Origin of the sequence: Pseudomonas sp. JS3066 (assembly GCF_036328175.1) — a bacterium.
Lineage (GTDB): Bacteria > Pseudomonadota > Gammaproteobacteria > Pseudomonadales > Pseudomonadaceae > Metapseudomonas.
Map to the genome: position 1 here is coordinate 881,057 of NZ_CP143312.1, position 19,423 is coordinate 900,479.

18 protein-coding genes are annotated in these 19,423 nt (G+C 64.6%); 15 read left to right on the plus strand and 3 right to left on the minus strand.

Going from position 1 to position 19,423, the window contains the following annotated elements:
- Positions 1–25: 25 nt before the first annotated feature.
- On the plus strand, positions 26–1,441 hold the full coding sequence (locus SA496_RS04285; protein ID WP_120652599.1) for an amino acid permease: 1,416 nt from the start codon (positions 26–28) through the stop codon (positions 1,439–1,441).
- 482 nt (positions 1,442–1,923) lie between these two features.
- On the opposite strand, the gene SA496_RS04290 is transcribed toward SA496_RS04285, so the two are convergent.
- The 3 genes from SA496_RS04290 to SA496_RS04300 form a co-directional block, all read right to left on the minus strand.
- The gene (locus tag SA496_RS04290; RefSeq protein WP_120652598.1) at positions 1,924–3,531 is read right to left on the minus strand and encodes a methyl-accepting chemotaxis protein; all 1,608 of its coding nucleotides are present in this window, start codon (positions 3,529–3,531) and stop codon (positions 1,924–1,926) included.
- 118 nt (positions 3,532–3,649) lie between these two features.
- Complete coding sequence (locus tag SA496_RS04295; protein WP_330115077.1) at positions 3,650–4,687, minus strand: metal-dependent hydrolase; 1,038 nt, start codon at positions 4,685–4,687, stop codon at positions 3,650–3,652.
- A 191-nt stretch (positions 4,688–4,878) separates the two neighbouring features.
- Positions 4,879–5,169 (minus strand): hypothetical protein, encoded by a 291-nt coding sequence (locus SA496_RS04300; protein ID WP_153921286.1) that lies wholly within the window; start codon positions 5,167–5,169, stop codon positions 4,879–4,881.
- A gap of 509 nt (positions 5,170–5,678) precedes the next feature.
- On the opposite strand from SA496_RS04300, the gene SA496_RS04305 reads away from it, so the two are divergent.
- The 14 genes from SA496_RS04305 to SA496_RS04370 all read left to right on the plus strand — a co-directional run bounded on the left by SA496_RS04305 (position 5,679) and on the right by SA496_RS04370 (position 19,400).
- Positions 5,679–6,572 (plus strand): VOC family protein, encoded by an 894-nt coding sequence (locus tag SA496_RS04305; protein WP_120652595.1) that lies wholly within the window; start codon positions 5,679–5,681, stop codon positions 6,570–6,572.
- An 11-nt stretch (positions 6,573–6,583) separates the two neighbouring features.
- Positions 6,584–7,465: a CoA transferase subunit A gene (locus SA496_RS04310; RefSeq protein WP_153921284.1), complete on the plus strand. Its 882-nt coding sequence runs from the start codon at positions 6,584–6,586 to the stop codon at positions 7,463–7,465.
- 10 nt (positions 7,466–7,475) lie between these two features.
- Positions 7,476–8,288: a CoA-transferase subunit beta gene (locus SA496_RS04315; protein ID WP_153921282.1), complete on the plus strand. Its 813-nt coding sequence runs from the start codon at positions 7,476–7,478 to the stop codon at positions 8,286–8,288.
- A 15-nt stretch (positions 8,289–8,303) separates the two neighbouring features.
- Positions 8,304–9,173 (plus strand): enoyl-CoA hydratase, encoded by an 870-nt coding sequence (locus SA496_RS04320; protein ID WP_120652592.1) that lies wholly within the window; start codon positions 8,304–8,306, stop codon positions 9,171–9,173.
- Positions 9,173–10,255 carry an NAD(P)H-dependent flavin oxidoreductase gene (locus SA496_RS04325; RefSeq protein ID WP_153921280.1) on the plus strand — a complete coding sequence of 361 codons (1,083 nt, stop codon included), beginning with the start codon at positions 9,173–9,175 and terminating at the stop codon, positions 10,253–10,255. Before SA496_RS04320 ends, SA496_RS04325 begins: the two co-directional genes overlap by 1 nt.
- Before the next feature lie 11 nt (positions 10,256–10,266).
- Positions 10,267–11,025 carry an enoyl-CoA hydratase family protein gene (locus SA496_RS04330; protein ID WP_153921278.1) on the plus strand — a complete coding sequence of 253 codons (759 nt, stop codon included), beginning with the start codon at positions 10,267–10,269 and terminating at the stop codon, positions 11,023–11,025.
- Between the two features lie 4 nt (positions 11,026–11,029).
- Positions 11,030–12,196, plus strand: coding sequence for an acyl-CoA dehydrogenase family protein (locus SA496_RS04335; protein ID WP_120652589.1), 1,167 nt, complete (start codon positions 11,030–11,032; stop codon positions 12,194–12,196).
- Between the two features lie 10 nt (positions 12,197–12,206).
- A complete protein-coding gene (locus SA496_RS04340; protein WP_120652588.1) occupies positions 12,207–13,259 on the plus strand; it encodes an acyl-CoA dehydrogenase family protein in 1,053 nt (350 codons plus the stop codon).
- Between the two features lie 148 nt (positions 13,260–13,407).
- Positions 13,408–14,556: an acetyl-CoA C-acetyltransferase gene (locus tag SA496_RS04345; RefSeq protein ID WP_153921276.1), complete on the plus strand. Its 1,149-nt coding sequence runs from the start codon at positions 13,408–13,410 to the stop codon at positions 14,554–14,556.
- 158 nt (positions 14,557–14,714) lie between these two features.
- Positions 14,715–15,590: an SDR family oxidoreductase gene (locus tag SA496_RS04350; RefSeq protein WP_120652586.1), complete on the plus strand. Its 876-nt coding sequence runs from the start codon at positions 14,715–14,717 to the stop codon at positions 15,588–15,590.
- A 210-nt stretch (positions 15,591–15,800) separates the two neighbouring features.
- Entirely contained in the window at positions 15,801–16,958 is a 1,158-nt protein-coding gene (locus SA496_RS04355; RefSeq protein ID WP_153921274.1) for an acyl-CoA dehydrogenase family protein, read from the plus strand.
- Positions 16,955–18,142: an acyl-CoA dehydrogenase family protein gene (locus tag SA496_RS04360; protein ID WP_120652584.1), complete on the plus strand. Its 1,188-nt coding sequence runs from the start codon at positions 16,955–16,957 to the stop codon at positions 18,140–18,142. Before SA496_RS04355 ends, SA496_RS04360 begins: the two co-directional genes overlap by 4 nt.
- A 14-nt stretch (positions 18,143–18,156) precedes the next feature.
- The gene (locus tag SA496_RS04365) at positions 18,157–18,939 is read left to right on the plus strand and encodes an SDR family oxidoreductase (protein ID WP_153921271.1); all 783 of its coding nucleotides are present in this window, start codon (positions 18,157–18,159) and stop codon (positions 18,937–18,939) included.
- 2 nt (positions 18,940–18,941) lie between these two features.
- On the plus strand, positions 18,942–19,400 hold the full coding sequence (locus tag SA496_RS04370) for a MaoC family dehydratase (RefSeq protein WP_153921269.1): 459 nt from the start codon (positions 18,942–18,944) through the stop codon (positions 19,398–19,400).
- Positions 19,401–19,423: the final 23 nt, after the last annotated feature.

A 19,423-nucleotide genomic window follows, 5' to 3' on the forward strand; every position in this document is an offset into this window, starting at 1 on the left:
CACGACAACAACAAAAGGTGACGCAATGAGTGACATGCAACACTCAGGCGAGCTGAAACGCGGCCTGAAGAATCGCCACATCCAGTTGATTGCCCTCGGTGGCGCCATCGGCACCGGTCTTTTCCTCGGCTCCGCCGGGGTGCTCAAGTCCGCCGGTCCTTCGATGATCCTTGGCTATGCCATCTGCGGATTCATCGCCTTCCTGATCATGCGCCAGCTCGGCGAGATGATCGTCGAAGAGCCGGTTGCCGGCTCATTCAGCCATTTCGCGCACAAATACTGGGGCGGATTCGCCGGCTTCCTTTCCGGCTGGAACTGCTGGGTGCTCTACATCCTGGTAGGCATGAGCGAGCTCACCGCTGTGGGCAAGTACATTCATTACTGGTGGCCGGAAGTGCCCACCTGGGCCACCGCCGCGGTGTTCTTCCTGGTGGTGAACGCCATCAACCTGGCCAACGTGAAGCTGTTCGGCGAAGCCGAATTCTGGTTCGCCATGATCAAGGTGGTCGCCATCGTCGGCATGATCGTCCTGGGGTGCTGGATGTTGTTCAGCGGAAGCGGCGGCGAGCAGGCGGCCGTGAGCAACCTCTGGGCCCATGGCGGCTTCTTCCCCAATGGCGTCAGCGGCCTGGTGATGGCCATGGCCTTCATCATGTTCTCCTTCGGTGGCCTGGAAATGCTTGGCTTCACCGCAGCTGAGGCGGACAAGCCCAAGCAGGTGATCCCGAAGGCGATCAACCAGGTGATCTACCGCATCCTGATCTTCTATGTCGGTGCACTGGTAGTGCTGCTCTCGCTGAGCCCCTGGGATGCGCTGCTGGCATCCATCAACAGCGCCGGTGACGCCTACAGCGGCAGCCCCTTCGTGAAGATATTCGCTCTTATCGGCAGCGATACCGCCGCTCACTTGCTGAACTTCGTGGTGCTCACCGCCGCGTTGTCGGTCTACAACAGCGGTACCTACTGCAACGGCCGCATGCTGCTGGGCCTGGCCGAGCAGGGCGACGCCCCGCGTTCCCTGGCTAAGGTCGACAAGCGTGGTGTACCGGTACGCTCGCTGCTGGTGTCGGCCGGGGTGACGTTCCTGGCCGTCATCGTCAACTACGTGGTACCGCACAATGCCCTGGAGCTGCTGATGTCTCTGGTGGTGGCTGCCTTGGTGATCAACTGGGCGATGATCAGCTACTCGCACCTGAAGTTCCGCCAGCGCATGGACCGGGACGGTGTCCGCACCGGCTTCCGCGCGCTCTGGTTCCCCATGGGCAACTACCTGTGCCTGGCCTTCGTGCTGTTCATCCTCGGCATCATGCTGATGATCCCGGGCATCCAGGTGTCCGTGTACGCCATCCCGGTCTGGCTGCTGGTGATGTGGGGCTGCTACCGCCTGAAGCTGGGCGGCAAGGCCCAGGCCAGCAAGGTCGCTGGATACGAGGCGGGTTGATAATCCGTTGCTGCCAAGAAAACCCCGGCCAAGTGCCGGGGTTTTCTTTTGGTTGTTCACGGTGTGAGTCGGCTTGGAGATTGGTTTCCAGTTCATTGCCGAGCGGGCTTCGGCTTTCTGTTTCGCCTTTCCGGGCGAGTCACTTTTGCCAATCGCGGCAAAAGTAACCCCAAACGCTTGCCCCACCATCCGGCCCGACTTCGTCAGGTGCCCTCCCTTCCATCGTTGCGCCGGGGGCACGGAGAGAGAGGCCATCCATGGCCCCGCACGCCTCTCGCGGCATTCATGCCGCTCGTCCCCCTGCACAACGATTCCGCTCGGCCACCTGAAGGGGCGGAGTCGCTGCCTCACCTCGAGTGCTCAGTTTCAGGCCGCTGTCTGCTTCAGAAATGTGGCGCGAGTCACCCCTCGCCCTCCGGGAGAGGGCGGGGGTGAGGGTGGTTCCAGTTCAGCGCGGAGGGGCAGAAGATGGGGCGTCGACCTCAGATCTGAAACCGCGCCACCGACGATTGCATCGAACTGGCCACGGCATCCAGGCGGTCGGCGGCCTGGGCGAGGTCCAGCATTGCCTGACTGTTGTTGCGCGACATCTGGGCGATCAGTTCGACGCGCTGGGCTACTTCGTTACTGGCCTTGGACTGCTCGCCGATGGTGTGGGAAATCTCCTCCACCACTTCTGCGGCACGGTGAGCGCCGCTGCGAATCTCGCTGATCGACTCGCCCGCCTGGCGCGCCAGGCCGACGCCATCCTGCACCCGCTCCACGCCTGTCTGCATGCTGTCCACCGCGTTCTGGGTGGACTCGCGGATGCGCTGGATCATCCCGGTGATTTCCTGGGTCGACTGCGCGGTGCGCGCCGCCAGGTTGCGTACCTCGTCCGCCACCACGGCGAAACCCCGCCCGGCTTCCCCGGCGCGGGCGGCCTCGATGGCGGCGTTCAGCGCCAGCAGGTTGGTCTGTTCGGCGATGCCTTTGATCACCTGGATGATGGAGTGGATCTCCTCCGACGACTGGCCCAGCGCGGTGATGGTGCTGGAGGACTGGTTGACCGCGTCGGCAATGCGGTTCATGCCTTCAACCACCCCGAGGATCACCTTGCCGCCACTGCCGGCGAGGTCTTCCGACTGGGCGGAAATATTCTGCGCATTGCGCGCGTGTTCGGCGATCTGGCCGATGTTGGTGATCATCTGTTCCATGGCCGCGGCCATGCTGGTGGCACTGTCGGATTGCTCGCTGGCGCCATCCACGATGCTTTGCGAGGTTTTGCTGAGACGGTGCGCGGTGCCGCGCAGCTCTTCGCTTTCGCTACGGATGGTGGTGATCATCTGGCGCAGGTTGACTTGCATCTCGGCCAGCGCCCGCTGCAACTGGCCGGCCTCGTCGTCGCTGTCGATGCTGACCTGGGTGAGCAGGTTGCCCTGGGCGATGGCTCGCGCCACGCCGACGGTCTTCTCCAGCGGCCGTAGCACGGCGCGCATCAATTGACTGGTGACCACGCAGAGCAGGCCGATCACCAGCAGGATGCCGCCGACGAGCCAGGCGGCAGCACTGCTGACGGCAGCTTCGCCGTCGGCGCGGGTCTGGGCCGCGTGGGATTCGATCTTGCTGCTGAGGGCTTCGTTCTTCTCTTCCAGCTCGCCGAAACTGCGCTCGAAGGAGGGCAGTTCGGCACGGGCCGCCTGCGGATCGCGCAGGGCGAGATTGACGATCCGCTCGGCTTCGCCGATGTAGCTTTCCAGGGCAGGCTGGGATTCGGCGATTGCGGTGCGGATGTCCGCCGTGAGCGGCAGCTTGGCATTGTCGCCGAGCGTGCGGCGGAACCATTCACTGTGCTCGCGCAGGTCATTGCGCACCTGATCGGCGCCGGCCTGGTCACCCGGCTGCACCACCAGGGCGGCCAGAACGTCCGCGCGCAGGGCGTCATGCATCATGTCGCCCTCCAGATGATTGCGCAGTGCGCTGACGCTGAGCTGGTTCTCGGCCAGAGCGTCGGCCAGCTCGGTTTGTCCCCAGTAGCCGATGCCACCCAGGAGGGCGGCGGCCACGACGCTGATTGCCCCGGAGGCGACCATTTTCTGTCTTATTTTCATGTCCTGTACCCGCTGGATTGGCCCGATGCTGGCAAGGGTAGTCCAGCAACAAGTGGCGCTGGAGAGTTTATCGGCCGCTGTGCGAGCGTCATGAGAGAGGCGCGACTCAGTAAATTCCCTAGCGCTGCAGCATTCCCGCCCAACTGGATAAGGGAATCACCTGATCCTCATGCCAGATCCGCTGCCATAGCAGCTTCAGGCGCGCCAGGTCGCCCCGGCTCGTCGGCCAGCGCCGCGCTTGCGCCACCGGTTGCCAGCGGCCGTCGCGTTGCTCCGCGAGGATGAAGCGGAAAGGATGGAAACCGGTCATGCCCAGGCGGAGGTCGGTGACCACCAGCATCTGGTCGATCTGGTCGTAGCGCAGGATGCCGTGGGTAAACCAGGCCAGGCGTACGTGTTGTGGCGAATCCCGAAGGCGCCGGGCCAGGTCGGTGCCGCGGGGGATGCGCTCGAGCCTGGGCGGCTCATGGTCGAACCAGCTGACCAGCGCTTCGTGATAGTCCTCGCCGTCCAGCACGGTGACGCGCCAGAGCAGTGTGTTGAAGGGCGTCGGGGCGCTGAAGATGGCCTGCGGACGGATGCCTTCCCGTTCCAGCACCTCATGAACCCGCTGTTCGGCCATGAACTTGCCGCCCAGGCTTGAAAGCAGGTAGAGGCTCGACAGTGCCAGCGCCGCCACGGGCAGGCGAGGGGTGCGCCCGCGCAGTCCGAATAGCAGTCCACCGATCACCGCTGCGAAAAGGGGCAGGGTGTACAGCGGATCGATGATGAAGATGCTCGACCAGGCGATGGGTGGGGTCTGCATCGGCCAGAGCAGTTGGGTGCCATAGCTGGTGAAGGCGTCCAGCAAGGGATGGGTCACCAGCACCAGCCAGAGGGTGAGGAACAGGCGTTGGGTGGAATACCCCGGATTGGGGCGCCATCGTCGTACCAGCAAGGTCAGTAGTGCCGCCAGGGCACTGAGCACGAAGATGGAGTGGCTGAAGCCACGGTGGTAGGTCATCGCCGCCACCGCGTCCGTGTAGCGGATCACCACGTCCAGGTCCGGCAAGGTGCCGAGCATGGCGCCATAGAGCAGCGCCTTGCGCCCCTGCCAGCGTCCGAGCAGCGCGCCCTGGATGGTAGCGCCGAGCACCGCCTGGGTGAGTGAGTCCATTGCCGTCTCTCGAAGGTGATCCGCCGGCTAAATTACTGCGCCGACAGCCATCCCGGCAGCGGGAAATTCCCACCAGATTTTTCGAGCGATGGAGAAGAGTTGAGTATTGGCTTCGGAAGAGAGTTCAAGCGCCCTGTTCCCTTCCTGGCGCGGGACGGGACGCACCAGGAAGGGAGGGTGTTGCAGGCCGATTACTCGTACACCACGCGTTGATGGTGGATGCGAGATTGATAGCGATTTGAGGATTTCATGGCCGGTTCAGCCGCTTCTCTGGCTGCGCCTGAACCGGCCGCAGTTGGTTTTTCCTCGACCAACTGGGCGAAACGCTCGCTTTCGTCTTCGGTCGTCTGCTGGCGCACTTGATATTCCCGGTACTGGATGAGGCGATCACTGCCTCCTTCAGCTGTGGCCTGGAAAGAAGTCAGCGCGACAAGAGAGAACAACAGGCTGGAGAAGGCAGTGGTGCAAATTGCGGATTTCATGTTTCTTCCTCGTTTAAACACTTGAACAACCCCCGATGCCGGATGTTAAGGAAGAACTAAAACGTCGCCAGTACTATTTTGTGGTGCCTGACAAATGGCAAATTTAAAGATGATTGGTAGTTTTATAAGGTGCTGATTGGCATGGAGTATTCCGTGGTTAATGCTCTTTTTAAGTGCATGTAACGGACTGTTTGTATGTATGTAATCGGCTGTAATTGAATTGTTTCTGTCGGGTTTCATTGAAACACTTCAGAAACAAAACAAGTTCAATGAAAGAGGATGTTGGTCCGACTTTTGATCGGCATCGCCGGCTGCAATTCAATGCCGCCATGAAATACGCGCTCGCGTTCCAATCGATGAGCCTTGACGCAAACGCCAGAGCCCCGTCCCACGCGCCTTTCGCGCTAGTCCCATTGGACGATGTCCACCTCCTGACCTGCGGATTTAATCCCTCCCCATAGTGCCCCGTGCCCCGAGTACGCGGCGATAACGACAATGAGGAGGACCGCATGGATATCCGTGGCCTGGGTTACGTCACCGTAGCCTCGACAGACCTGAAGCGCTGGGGCGATTACGCCACCGGGGTGCTCGGCATGATGGTGGATGCCGTAGCGGGCGAGCGGCTCTACCTGAAAATGGACGAACGTCCCTACCGCATCCTGGTTGAGCGCGCCGACCATGACGGATATGGCGCCTGCGGTTGGGAGGTCGCCGGCAAGGCTGCCTTCGAGCAGGCCATTGCCGAGCTGCAACAGGCCGATGTGGAAGTCCAGCGCGGTAGCGCGGCCGATGCCGTCAGCCGCAAGGTGCAGGAACTGGCGCGATTCGCTGATCCGGACGGCAACCGTCACGAGCTGTTCTGGGGTCCGCTGCAGGACTTCGCTCCCTTCATGTCCCCGGTCGGTGTTTCCGGCTTCGTCACCAGCGACCTCGGCATGGGCCATGCCGTACTGCCGGCACCGGCCTTCGACCGCTGCCTGGATTTCTACGAGCGCGTCATGGGCTTCGGCCTTTCCGACCTGATGAAGGTGCGCTTCACCCCCGATCCGGCCGAACCGGAAAAGCGCATCCACTTCCTCCATTGCAACAACGGCCGCCACCACTCCCTGGCGCTGTTCGAGTGTCCGATCCCGTCGGGCTGCGTGCACCTGATGGTGGAAGTGCACGAACTGGATGACGTCGGCCGCGCGCTGGACCGCATGCACGCCAGCGGTGTGAAGCTCTCCGCCACCCTCGGTCGCCATACCAACGACGACATGACCAGCTTCTACATGCAGACCCCGGGCGGCTTCGACCTGGAGTACGGCTGTGGCGGCAAGGTCATGGACTGGGAGCGCCATACCCCCTTCGAGAGCACCGTGGTCAGCCACTGGGGCCATGACTTCAGCGTCGGCCGTCAATAAGGAGCCGCCCCATGGACAAACGCATGACCGCTGCCGACGTGGTCGGACAGCTACGCGACGGCATGACCATTGGCATCGGCGGTTGGGGCCCGAGGCGCAAGCCCATGGCCCTGGTCCGCGAGATTCTGCGCTCCGGCCTCAAGGACCTCACGGTGGTCGCCTATGGCGGCGCCGACGTCGGCATGCTCTGTGCCGCCGGCAAGGTGAAGAAGCTGGTCTACGCCTTCGTCTCGCTGGACTTCATCCCGCTCGAACCCTACTTCCGCAAGGCCCGCCAGGAAGGCGCCGTGGAAGTGATGGAGATCGACGAAGGCATGCTACTGCTCGGCCTCAGGGCCGCCGCCATGAACGTGCCGTTCATTCCCACTGCCGTGGGCCTGGGCACCGACGTGCTGAGCATCAACCCGGAACTGAAGCTGGTCAGTTCCCCCTACGACGACAGTCGCGACTGGGTTGCCATGCCCGCGCTGAAGCTCGATGCGGCGCTGGTTCACGTCGACCGCGCCGATGTCCGCGGCGTCTGCCAGATCGCTGGTCCCGACCACTATATGGACGACCTCTTCGTGCGTGCCGCACAGAAGGCTTTTGTCAGTTGTGACGAGCTGGTCGACAGCGCCTGGTTCCATGAGGACCCGGCCCGCGCCCGCCAGGTGTTCTGGGAACGCAACCGCACCAGTGCCGTCGTTCATCTGCCAGGCGGCGCCCACCCGTCGTCCTGTGCGCCGCTCTACGGCTTCGACACCGCTCACTTCAGGGCCTACAACGCCTCGGCCGCCGAGCCAGAAGGCTGGCAGGCCTACATGGAGCGTTACGTGAACTGCGGGGAAGCGGAGTACCTCGCGCGTGTAGGTGGCCTGGACGCCATCCGCCAACTGCCGCTCCCGGTTTTCTGAGGACGCTGAGATGACTGCCACCAAACAACCCTACAGCCTCGCTGAACTGATGATCTGCGCCGCCTCCGAAGCGTTCGCCGGTGACGGTGAAGTGCTCGCCACTGGAATCGGCGTGCTGCAGCGCCTGGCCGCGTCGCTGGCGATGCTCAACTGCAATGCCGAACTGATGATGACCGACTCCGAAGCCTTCATGGTCGCCGAGCCGGTGCCGGTCGGGCCGCGCGGCGGCTACCAGCCGAAACTCGACAGCTGGATGGGCTTTTCGCGCATCTTCGACAATGTCTGGAGTGGCAAGCGCCATGCCCTGGTGGGACCGGTGCAGATCGACCGCTTCGGCCAGGCCAACATTTCCTGCATCGGCGAACACGCCAAGCCCAAATCGCAGATGCTCGGCGTACGTGGCTTCCCCGGCAATTCCATCAGCCACGCGAACTCGTTCATGGTGCCCAGCCACAACAAACGTGTGTTCGTCGATGGCGAAGTGGATGTGGTGGCCTCCGTTGGCTACAACCCCGAGCGCCTCGCCCGTGGCTGGTCGCTGGACGAGATCGATATCCGCATGATCGTCACCGACCTCTGCGTGCTCGACTTCCAGGGTCCCGGTCGGCAGATGCGCATTCGCTCCCTGCACCCCGGTGTCAGCGTGGAAGAGGTACAGGCCGCCACCAGCTTCCCGCTGCATGTGCCGAACGCGATTCCCACCACTGCCGCACCGACCCTCGAGCAACTGATCCTCATCCAGCAGCTGGACCCGCACAACCTGCGCGCCAGCCAGCTCAAGGACAATCCGCCGGGCGTGCGCGCCCGGGCCATGACCCACTGAGGCGGAGCCGCCCACATGAGCCACGAACAGGCCGCAGAAGCAGACGTGGTGCAGTACGAGGTTCAGGGCCCGCTGGCCCTGGTCACCATGCACCGCCCCGAGTATCACAACGCGCAGAACTCGCGCATGACTTACGCCCTGGACGCCGCCTTCCGTCGCGCCTGCGATGACGACGCGGTCAAGGTCATCGTCCTGCGCGGTGCCGGCAAGCACTTCTCCGCCGGGCACGACATCGGTACGCCTGGTCGCGACGTGAACCAGAGCTTCGAACGCACCAGCCTCTGGTACGACCACGTGAACAAGCCAGGCGGAGAGTTCCTCTACGCCCGCGAGCAGGAGGTCTATCTCGGCATGTGCCGGCGTTGGCGCGACATGCCCAAGCCGACCATCGCCATGGTGCAGGGCGCCTGCATCGCCGGCGGACTGATGCTGGCCTGGGTCTGCGACCTGATCATCGCCTCGGAGGACGCCTATTTCGCCGATCCGGTGGTGCGCATGGGGATTCCGGGGGTCGAGTACTTCGCCCACGTGCACGAACTGAATCCGCGCATCGCCAAGGAGTTCCTCTTCCTCGGCGAGCGCATGGGCGCCGATCGTGCCTACCAGATGGGCATGGTCAACAAGGTGGTGCCACGCGACGTGCTGGAAGACGTGACCCTGGACGTAGCCCGGCGCATCGCGCAGATGCCGCGCCTGGGCCTGCAACTGACCAAGCAGGCGGTGAACAACGCCGAGGACCTGATGGGCAAGCGCGCCACCATGGACATGGTGTTCGGCCTCCATCACTTCGCCCATGTGCACAACGAACTGGTCAGCGGCGACAAGCTCGGCGGCTACGACGCCCGCGGCATGGCGCAGTCCCAGCGCAACTCATCGGAGGCGTGATGGCGATTTCACTCGATACTCGCCTGACCCGACTGCTGGGTTGTCGCTATCCGATCATCCAGACCGCCATGGGCTGGGTGGCCGATCCGAAACTGGTAGCGGCCACCGGCAACGCCGGCGGCTTTGGCTTCCTGGCCGGCGCCACCATCGAACCGCAGCGCATGGAAGCCGCCATCCTCGAAACCAAGGCGCTCACCGATCAGCCATTCGGCGTCAACTTCCACATGTACCAGGCCAATGCCGGCGAGATCGTCGAGCTGGTGCTCAGGCACGGTGTGCGTGCGGTGAGCTACAGCCGTTCGCCCGGCAAGGCGATGATCACCCGCCTGAAGGATGCCGGTGTGGTTTGCATACCCACGGTGGGTGCGCTCAAGCATGCAGTGAAGGCGGTGGAGATGGGCGCCGACGCCGTCACCGTGCAGGGCGAGGAGGGTGGTGGCCACACCGGCTCGGTGCCCACCTCGATTCTGCTCGGCCAGGTGGTGGACGCCGTCGATGTTCCGGTGGTCGCCGCCGGCGGCTTCAAGGACGGGCGCGGCCTGGTCTCGGCCCTGGCGCTCGGTGCCGAAGGCATCGCCATGGGCACGCGCTTTTTGATGAGTGCCGAAAGTCCTGTGCCCCCGGCCACCCTGGATCGCTACCTGAAAGTCCGCGACCCAGCCGCCATCATCATCAGTCGCGCCATCGATGGCATGCCGCAACGGATGATCCGCAACGAATTGCTCGACAGCCTGGAACGCTCCGGCGGCCTGAAACGCCTGTTGCTGGCCCTGCGCAGTGCACTGGCCTACCGCCGTCACAGCGGCGCGAGTATCGCCCAGCTGCTGGGCAGCGCGTTGAAGCTCGGCGGTAGCGACGGTCTCAGCGCCGCGCAAATGCTGATGGCCGCCAACGCGCCGATGGTGATCCAGAAGGCCATGGTCGAGGGCCTGCCGGCGGCAGGCGTACTTCCCGCCGGGCAGATCGCCGCCAGCATCGACAGCCTGCCGGGCTGTGCCGAACTCATCGAATCCATCGTGCAGCAGGCCGAGCAACGGCTCGCCGAGCTGTGCCGCCGCGTGACCGACAAATCGAACAACTAAGGGGTAGCCGGATGAGCAGTCCATTTCACGTGAGCATCGATAACGGCATTGCCGAGATGGTCTTCGACCATCCGCCGGTGAACGCCTTCGACAGTAAAGGCTGGGCGGCCATCGCCGCCGAGCTCGAGCACCTGGGCGAGTCGCCCGAGGTTCGGGTCATCGTCATTCGCGCCGAGGGCCGGGGGTTCTGCGCTGGCGTCGACATCAAGGAACTGGCAGCCGACGGCAACCTGATAGTCGCGGTGAACAAGGGCAACTACGACAGCTTCAAGGCCGTCCACCGCAATCCCAAGCCAGTGATCATCGCTGTGCACGGTTTCGTCCTCGGTGGCGGCATCGGCCTGTGTGGCGCGGCGGACATCCTGGTCGCCTCTGACTGCGCGCGTTTCGGCGTACCCGAGGTGGACCGTGGTGCCATGGGCGGCGGCGCCCACCTACAGCGCCTTTTCCCGGTGCAGAAGGTGCGCCACATGTACTTCACCGGCGAGATGATCGACGCCGCCGAGGCCTATCGCCTGGGTGCCGTGGAACGTGTTGTACCCCGCGCCGAGTTGCGCGAGGCGGCCCTGGAGATCGCCCGCAAGATCGCCGCCAAGAGCCCGGCCATGATCGCCCTGGCCAAGGAGGCGCTGACCGGCATCGAAGACGGCAACCTCGAAGACAAATACCGCTGGGAGCAGGGCTTCACCCTGCAGGCCTACCGCTCGCTGGATTCCCAGGAAGCCCGCGATGCCTTCGTCGACAAGCGCACCGCCACCTTCAAGGGATGAGCCCATGGACCTGACCTACACACCTGAACAGCAGGCCTTCCGTGAGGAGGTCCGCGCCTGGCTGGCGGCCAATGTGCCGGCTGAACCGCTGCAATCCTTCGACTGCGAGGAAGGCTTCCGCCAGCACCGCGTCTGGGAAGCGAAACTCAACGAGGGTCGCTGGGGCATGGTGACCTGGCCAAAGGAACTCGGTGGACGCGGCTGCGACCTGATCCAGTGGTTGATCTTCGAAGAGGAGTACTACCGCGCGGGCGCACCGGCACGGGTCAACCAGAACGGCATCTTCCTGCTCGGCCCAACCCTGATGGAGTTCGGCACCGCCGCACAGCAGGAGCGCTTCCTGCCGAAGATGGCCACGGGCGAGGAAATCTGGGCCCAGGGCTGGTCGGAACCCAACGCCGGCTCGGACATGGCTGCCATCCGCTGCCGGGCCGAGCGCAAGGGCGACGTCTATGTGATCAACGGCCAGAAAACCTGGTCCACCCGCGCCGTCTGGGCCGACTGGCTGTTCGGCCTGTTCCGCAGCGACCCGCAATCCAGCCGCCACCACGGACTGACTTTCATCCTCCTGCCGCTGAACAGCCCCGGTATCACCGTGCGCCCGATCCCGCAGCTCAACGGCCTGCCGGGCTTCGCCGAAATTTTCTTCGACGACGTGGAAGTGCCTGTGGATAACGTGCTGGGCGGGGAGGGCATGGGCTGGCACGTGGCGATGTCCACTGCCGGCTTCGAACGCGGCCTGATGCTGCGCTCGCCGGCCCGCTTCCAGGAAACCGCGCGGCGCCTGGTGCAACTCTACCTGGCCAACCGGGAACAGGCGGACCTGGACCCGGCCATCGGCGAAGCGGTGATGCGGGCCTGGATGGACGCCGAGGCCTACACCCTGAACACCTACATGACGGCGTCGCGGCTGGTGAAGGGCGGCAAGATCGGTCCGGAATCCTCCACCAACAAGATCTTCTGGTCCGAACTGGACCAGCGAATGCACGAGACGGCGCTGTCGATCCTCGGCCTGCGCGGCGAGTTGCTGCCGGAAGCACCGGATGCGGGTGATGTCGGGCACTGGCTGGACGGCTTCCTGTTCGCCCAGGCCGGGCCCATCTACGCCGGCACCAACGAGATCCAACGCAACATCATCGCCGAGCGCATGCTCGGCATGCCGCGAGCCTGAGGAGCGCGCCATGGACTTCACCTTCAGCGATGACCAACTGCTGTTCCAGGACAACGTGCGCGCCTTCCTTACCAACGAAGTGATCCCGGAGCGCATCCGCGAGTTATGGCAGACCGGGAGCGGCCGCAGCGACGAACTCTGGGGCCAACTTACAGAACTCGGCCTAACCGCCCTGACCGTGCCGGACGGCTTCGGCGGCCTGGACATGAATGAGCTGGACTTCATCCTCCTCGCCCAGGAGTGCGGCTACGCCGGCCTGCCCGAGCCCCTGGTGGACACCATGCTCATCGGCGTGCCGCTGCTTGCCGCCCTGCCGAACCAGCTCGACCTGCAAGGCGAATGGCTGACCCGAATCGCCGAAGGCAAGGCCCGCCTCGCCGTCGGCGAGCCGGGCAACCCTCTGGTGGCCGACGCCCATGTGGCCGGTCTGCTGTTGCTACCCCACGGCGATGAAGTGCACGCCGTGTTGCCCGAGCAGGTTCAGCTTACCCGCAACGAATCAGTGGACCCGAGCCGGCAGCTGTTCCGCGTCGACTGGAAGCCGACCGCGGGGACCCGCGTGGCCGAAGGCGAGCAGGGCAGGGCACTTTGGGCCGCCGCGAAGAACCGTGGGGCGCTGGGAACCGCCGCCCAACTGCTGGGCCTGGCAAAGCGCATGGTGGATTTGGCGGTGGACTACAGCTTCGAGCGCAAGCAGTTCGGCAAGCCGGTGGGTTCCTTCCAGGCGGTGAAGCACTTGATGGCCAACGTCGCGGTGCAGATCGAGTTCGCCAAGGGCCCGCTCTACCGCGCCGCCCATGCCGTCGCGCAGAACCTGCCGGAGCGGGACGTACAGGTTTCCCACGCCCGCATCGCCTGTACCGAAGCGGCACTGCTGGCCGCCAAGAACGCCATCCAGACCCACGGCGCCATGGGATACACCTGGGAAGTGGACCTGCAACTTTTCATGAAACGCGCCTGGGCCCTGGACAAGGTCTGGGGTGATCGTGGCTGGCACAAGGCACGGATTCGCCAGGCGCTGTTCTCGGGCACCGTCCAGCCGGGGGCGGGGAATACGTTCTGATTGATAGCGCCCTCTCCCCCGGCCCCTCTCCCTGAAGAGGAGAGGGGTGACTCGCGCCTGCCATACCGTGCACGGACAGCCCCCTCTCCCTTCAGGGAGAGGGCTGGGGAGAGGGCTACCGACTTCAACCTTACAAAGAGACCACCTAATGCCCGAAGCCTACATAGTCGACGCCCTGCGCACGCCCACCGGCCGGCGCAAGGGTGGCCTGAGCCAGATCCACGCCGCTGACCTGGGCGCCCACGTATTGCGCGAACTGGTCGCCCGCAACTCCATTCCCGACGCCGACTACGACGATGTGATCTTCGGTTGCGTCGACACCATCGGCCCGCTGGCTGGGGACATCGCCCGCACCTGCTGGCTTGCCGCCGGCCTCGACCAGGCCGTGCCCGGCACCACCATCGACCGCCAGTGCGGTTCTTCGCAGCAAGCGGTGCACTTCGCCGCCCAGGCCGTGATGAGCGGCACCCAGGACGTGGTTATCGCCGGTGGCGTGCAGACCATGACGCAGATTCCGATTTCTTCGGCCATGACCGCCGCCGAACCGCTGGGCTTCACTGACCCATTTTCCGGCTCCGAAGGCTGGGTGAAGCGCTATGGCAAGGTGCCGCCGACCCAGTTCCGCTCTGCGCAGATGATCGCCGAACGCTGGGGCCTGTCCCGCCAGGCGCTGGAGGCCTACGCCCTGGAATCTCACCGCCGCGCCTTGCGCGCCATCGAGCAGGGCCGTTTCGCCCGCGAGATCGTGCCACTGGCCGGCGTCGAGCACGACGAAACCCCGCGCCAGACCAGCCTGGACAAGATGGCCGAGCTTGAAACCCTGTTCGGCTGCGACCGCGTCACTGCAGGGGTTTCCAGCCAGACCTGCGATGGCGCCAGTGCGCTGCTGGTGGTCTCCGAGGCGGCGCTCAAGCGCTACAACCTCACACCCCGTGCGCGCATCCACCACATCAGCGTGCGTGCCGACGACCCCGTATGGATGCTCACCGCGCCCATTCCGGCCACCGAGTACGCGCTGAAGCGTGCCGGCATGAAGCTGGACGACATCGATCGGGTGGAAATCAACGAAGCCTTTGCCTCGGTCGCGCTGGCCTGGCTGAAGGAAACCGGCTACCCCCATGAACGCACCAACGTCAACGGTGGCGCTATCGCCCTCGGCCACCCTCTGGGCGCCACCGGCACCCGGCTGATGTGCACGCTGCTGCACGAGCTGGAACGCAGCGGCGGCCGCTTCGGAATGCAGACCATGTGCGAAGGCGGTGGGCAGGCGAACGTGACCATCATCGAGCGCCTTTGACCTCGCTCCCCTCTCCCCCGGCCCCTCTCCCTGAATAGGAGAGGGGAGCAACGCAGTCTGTGCCGAACTCGACCACTGCACGGACCGCCCCCTCTCCCTCTGGGAGAGGCTTGGGGTGAGGGCCGTCACCACCATTCGAACTCACCGGAGAACCCCAAATGCCAATCTGCCAGAACCGCTCCGTCATCATCACTGGCGCCGGCGGCGGGCTGGGCCGTGCTTATGCACTGGCCTTCGCCGCCGAAGGCGCCAACGTACTGGTCAATGATATCAACCTGCCGGCCGCCGAAGCGGTGGTCGCCGAAATCCGCGCCAAGGGCGGCGAAGCTGTCGCCAGCAACGGCGATATCACCAACTACGCCGCTGCCGGCGAAATCGTGCGCCAGGCCATCGAAGCCTTTGGCGACCTTCACGTGCTGGTGAACAACGCCGGTATCTGCCGCGACCGCATGTTCGCAAGCCTCACCGAGGCCGACTGGGACGCCGTGATGGCGGTACACCTGAAGGGCCATTTCTGTCTCGCCAGCCATGCCGTGAAGCACTGGCGCGAACAGGCCAAGGGCGGTGTCGCGGTCAAGGCCCGAATCATCAACACCAGTTCCGGCGCCGGCCTGCAGGGTTCCATCGGCCAGTCCAACTACGCAGCTGCGAAAGGTGGCATCGCTTCCCTGACGCTGGTGCAGGCGGCCGAACTGGCGCGCTACGGCATCACCGCCAATGCCCTGGCCCCGGCCGCCCGCACCGGCATGACCGAGGAAGTGTTTGCCGAGGTGATGAAGAGACCGGACGAAGGCTTCGACCACTTCGCCCCCGAGAACGTCGCCCCGTTGGTGGTGTGGCTGGGCTCCGAGGACTCGCAGGCCATCACCGGGCGCATGTTCGAAGTGGAAGGCGGCAGGCTCTCGATCGCCGACGGCTGGCGCCGTGGCCCCGAGTTCGACAAGGGCGCACGCTACCAGCCGGAGGAAGTGGGCGGGGTGGTCGAACGCCTGCTCGCCGAAACGGTGCCGGCGCAGAAGGTGTACGGCAGCTGAGCCCCGCACGTCCCTGCTGCTTTCTTTTCTTTGTGGGAGCGAATTCATTCGCGATTGGCCGTGCAGCGGCCTCTGATTCTGCTTGGCGAATGAATTCGCTCCCACACCCTCCTTCAACCCTCCTGCCTGCTTCGTCCATCCGGACGATTCCCCGCCTTCCGCAACTCGCCAGACTCCTTTCCAGCCCTGGAATCACAAGAAGGCAGCGTTATGGAATTCGCATTCAGCGATGAGCAGGAGATGATCCGCGAGTCCGCCGAGAGTTTTCTCGCGGATGTATCTGACTCCGCCGCCGTGCGTGCGGCGATGGCCAGCGATCTAGGCCACGACCCGGTGCTCTGGCAGCGCGTGTGCAGCGAGATGGTCTGGCCGGCCATCCACATTCCCGAAGCCTATGGTGGCCTTGGCTTGGGCTTCGTGGAACTGGCGATCCTGCTGGAGCAAATGGGGCGTCGTCTGTTCTGCTCGCCCTTCTTCGCCAGCGCCTGCCTGGCCACCCCGGCCCTGCTGCTGGGAGGGAGCGAGGAGCAGAAAGCGAAATGGCTTCCGCAACTGGCCGAAGGCCGCCTGACCGCCACCCTGGCGTACGCCAGCAATACCCGTAACGGGCTGGATTCGGTACAGGCCAGCGTGCGCGACGAGGGTAAAGGCTTTGTCCTCGACGGCAAGTTGCGCCAGGTGATCGATGGTCACAGTGCTGGTCTGCTGGTCGTGGCGGCACGGGGTAGCGAGGGCATCGGCCTGTTCGCCATTCCGGCGGACACGCCCGGCATCAGCCGCAAGCTGGTTCCGACATTGGACCAGACCCGCAAGCTGGCCGAAGTCGAACTCAACCACGTGTATGTCGGTGCCGATGCCGCGCTGGGCACGCCGGGGCAGGGCGGTGAGTTGCTGGAGAAAATCCTGCAACTGGCTTGCGTGGCCCTGGCCGCCGAGCAGACTGGCGGCGCCCAGCAGGCCCTCGACCTGACGCTGGCCTATACAGCTGAACGGCAACAGTTTGGTCGCGCCATCGCCAGCTTCCAGGCCATCAAGCACCGCGCCGCCGACATGATGCTGGAGGTGGAGTGCGCGCGATCGGCCGCCTTGTACGCCGCTTGTGTGGCCGAGGAAGTCCTGGCCGGTAATGGCGATCCCGAAGTCGCCGCCGAACTGCCTCTGGCCGCTGCCCTGGCCAAGTCGCGTTGCTCTGAGGCGTTTTTCCATTGCGCGGCGGAATCGATCCAGATGCATGGTGGCGTCGGCTTCACCTGGGAGTACGACCCGCACCTCTACTTCAAGCGCGCACGGGCCAGCGAGGCCCTGTTCGGCGCGCCGTCCTGGCACCGCGAGCGCATCGCCGTGGCCCTCCTTGGGGAATACGCATGAAGATCAGTTTCAGTGAGGCGGACGAAGCCTTCCGCCGCGAGGTGGCCGGCTGGCTGGCGGACAATCTCCGGGGCGATTTCGAGCCGCTGCGCTTTCGCGGTGGGCCGGGCGATGAGCACAGCTTTCCCGAGGAGCGCAAAGCCTGGGAGCGCAAGCTGGCCGAAGGTGGCTGGACCTGCGTGGGCTGGGCGCCGGAACATGGCGGGCGTGGCCTTTCTATCAATCAGCAGGTGATCTTCCACGAGGAGTACGCCCGCGCCGGTGGCCCCGGCCGCATGGGACACATCGGTGAAGGCCTGGCAGGGCCGACCATCGCCGCCTTCGGCACCGAGGAGCAAAAGCGTCGCCTGTTGCCGGGGATAGTCGCGGGCACCGAGTTCTGGTGCCAGGGCTACTCCGAGCCGGCCGCAGGCTCGGATCTGGCCAATGTGAAGACCCGCGCGGTGCTGGAGAACGGCCAGTGGCGCATCAGCGGTCAGAAAGTCTGGACCTCGCTCGCCCACGAATCCGAATGGTGCTTCGTCATCGCCCGTACCGAGGCGGGCAGCGTTGGCCACCAGGGGCTGTCATTCCTGCTGGTGCCCATGCACCAGCCGGGTATCACGGTGCGCCCCATCGAGCAGCTCACCGGTACCTCCGAATTCAACGAAGTGTTCTTCGATGACGCGCTGACCGACGCCGATAACATCCTCGGCGTGCCGGGCGATGGCTGGAAGATCGCCATGGCCCTGCTGGGCTTCGAGCGTGGTGTCTCCACCCTCGGCCAGCAGATGCTGTTCCAGAACGAACTGGAAGAGATCATCCAGATTGCCCGCGCCAACGGTGCCGCCCGTGACCCATTGCTGCGTCAGCGCATCGCCGAAGCCTGGGGTGGGTTGCGCATCCTGCGCTACAACTCCCTGCGCATGCTCTCCGGTGCACAGGATGGCGCGCTGCGTCGCGAGGCGATGATCTACAAGCTGTGCTGGGCCAATTGGCATGTCGAGCTGGGCAAACTGGCCATGGACGTCCTCGGCCCCGACGCTGAATTGCTGGAGGGCGCGCCCTATGAACTGGGCCGTCTGCAGTCGATGTTCCTCTTCAGCCGCTCCGATTCCATCTACGGCGGCACCAACGAAATCCAACGCAACATCATCGCCGAACGCGCCCTGGGCATGCCCCGCGAACCGCGCGTGCGCGCCTGATCCGAGGACCTTGCATGACCATTCCAACCTACGTTCCCGGCCACGGCCTGCTGCGCGGCAAATCGGTTCTGATCACTGCCGCGGCTGGTGCTGGTATCGGCTTCTCTGCCGCCTTGCGCGCTGCCGAGGAAGGCTGTCGCGCACTGATGATCAGCGACATCCATGAAGGACGCCTGCAGGAGGCGGTGGCGAAAATTCGCGAGGCCACCGGACTCGATCAGGTCCATGGCAAGGTCTGCAACGTCACCATCGAGGAGCAGGTGCAGGCCCTGGTCACGGCGGCCGAGCGCGAGCTGGGCGGAGTCGATGTGCTGATCAACAATGCTGGCCTGGGTGGATCGCGCCTGCTGGTGGAGATGAGCGATGAGGAATGGAACCGCGTCCTCGACGTAACCCTCACCGGCACCATGCGCATGACCCGCGCCATGCTGCCGAAGATGATCGAGCGCCAGGCCGGTGTGATCGTCAACAACGCCTCGGTACTCGGCTGGCGCGCGCAGAAGGAACAAAGCCACTACGCCGCCGCCAAGGCCGGTGTCATGGCCCTGACCCGCTGCGCAGCGGTGGAGGTGGCCGAACACGGCATCCGCATCAACGCGGTGAGTCCGAGCATCGCCCTGCATGACTTCCTGAAGCGATCCGCACCCAAGGAGTTGCTGGACCAGCTCGCCTCCCGCGAGGCCTTCGGCCGCGCCGCAGAAGTCTGGGAAGTGGCCAACGTGATGATGTTCCTGGCCAGCGACTACAGCTCCTACATGACCGGCGAAGTGCTGTCGGTTTCCAGCCAGAGGGCCTGAGCATGAAGGTGATCTTCGAAACCCCGGCTGCATTGCTGGAGCGGGTGGGCGAACAACTGGGTCACAGCGAGTGGTTGAGTGTCGAGCAGTCGCGCATCGACCAATTCGCCGAAGCCACCGGCGACCACCAGTGGATCCACGTCGACCCGGTTCGCGCCGCCAGCGGCCCCTTCGGTGCCTGCATCGCCCACGGCTACCTGACCCTGGCCCTGGTCAACCTGTTCCTGCCGCAGATAGTCGAGGTGCGCGGCATCTCCATGGGGGTGAACTACGGCTGCGAGAAGGTCCGTTTCCCCAATGTGGTCCGCGCCGGCAACCGTGTGCGCGGCAGTGCGCAACTTATCGCCGCCGAAGCCGTGAAGGGCGGAGTCCAGGCCACCATCCGCATCAGTGTGGAGATCGAGGGGGAGGATCGTCCGGGCTGCGTGGTGGACACCATCAGTCGGTATTACCCGGCGTGATCTGAGGTGCGCTTTTCCTGTGG

What these genes read in the sequence shown, in the direction of transcription:
- SA496_RS04355 (WP_153921274.1), top strand. Translation starts at nt 15,801, where the DNA reads ATGGAATTCGCATTCAGCGATGAGCAGGAGATGATCCGCGAGTCCGCC.
- SA496_RS04310 (WP_153921284.1), top strand. Translation starts at nt 6,584, where the DNA reads ATGGACAAACGCATGACCGCTGCCGACGTGGTCGGACAGCTACGCGAC.
- SA496_RS04285 (WP_120652599.1), top strand. Translation starts at nt 26, where the DNA reads ATGAGTGACATGCAACACTCAGGCGAGCTGAAACGCGGCCTGAAGAAT.
- SA496_RS04320 (WP_120652592.1), top strand. Translation starts at nt 8,304, where the DNA reads ATGAGCCACGAACAGGCCGCAGAAGCAGACGTGGTGCAGTACGAGGTT.
- SA496_RS04305 (WP_120652595.1), top strand. Translation starts at nt 5,679, where the DNA reads ATGGATATCCGTGGCCTGGGTTACGTCACCGTAGCCTCGACAGACCTG.
- SA496_RS04350 (WP_120652586.1), top strand. Translation starts at nt 14,715, where the DNA reads ATGCCAATCTGCCAGAACCGCTCCGTCATCATCACTGGCGCCGGCGGC.
- SA496_RS04370 (WP_153921269.1), top strand. Translation starts at nt 18,942, where the DNA reads ATGAAGGTGATCTTCGAAACCCCGGCTGCATTGCTGGAGCGGGTGGGC.
- SA496_RS04290 (WP_120652598.1), bottom strand. Translation starts at nt 3,531, where the DNA reads ATGAAAATAAGACAGAAAATGGTCGCCTCCGGGGCAATCAGCGTCGTG.
- SA496_RS04330 (WP_153921278.1), top strand. Translation starts at nt 10,267, where the DNA reads ATGAGCAGTCCATTTCACGTGAGCATCGATAACGGCATTGCCGAGATG.
- SA496_RS04315 (WP_153921282.1), top strand. Translation starts at nt 7,476, where the DNA reads ATGACTGCCACCAAACAACCCTACAGCCTCGCTGAACTGATGATCTGC.
- SA496_RS04300 (WP_153921286.1), bottom strand. Translation starts at nt 5,169, where the DNA reads ATGAAATCCGCAATTTGCACCACTGCCTTCTCCAGCCTGTTGTTCTCT.
- SA496_RS04325 (WP_153921280.1), top strand. Translation starts at nt 9,173, where the DNA reads ATGGCGATTTCACTCGATACTCGCCTGACCCGACTGCTGGGTTGTCGC.
- SA496_RS04365 (WP_153921271.1), top strand. Translation starts at nt 18,157, where the DNA reads ATGACCATTCCAACCTACGTTCCCGGCCACGGCCTGCTGCGCGGCAAA.
- SA496_RS04295 (WP_330115077.1), bottom strand. Translation starts at nt 4,687, where the DNA reads ATGGACTCACTCACCCAGGCGGTGCTCGGCGCTACCATCCAGGGCGCG.
- SA496_RS04345 (WP_153921276.1), top strand. Translation starts at nt 13,408, where the DNA reads ATGCCCGAAGCCTACATAGTCGACGCCCTGCGCACGCCCACCGGCCGG.
- SA496_RS04335 (WP_120652589.1), top strand. Translation starts at nt 11,030, where the DNA reads ATGGACCTGACCTACACACCTGAACAGCAGGCCTTCCGTGAGGAGGTC.
- SA496_RS04340 (WP_120652588.1), top strand. Translation starts at nt 12,207, where the DNA reads ATGGACTTCACCTTCAGCGATGACCAACTGCTGTTCCAGGACAACGTG.
- SA496_RS04360 (WP_120652584.1), top strand. Translation starts at nt 16,955, where the DNA reads ATGAAGATCAGTTTCAGTGAGGCGGACGAAGCCTTCCGCCGCGAGGTG.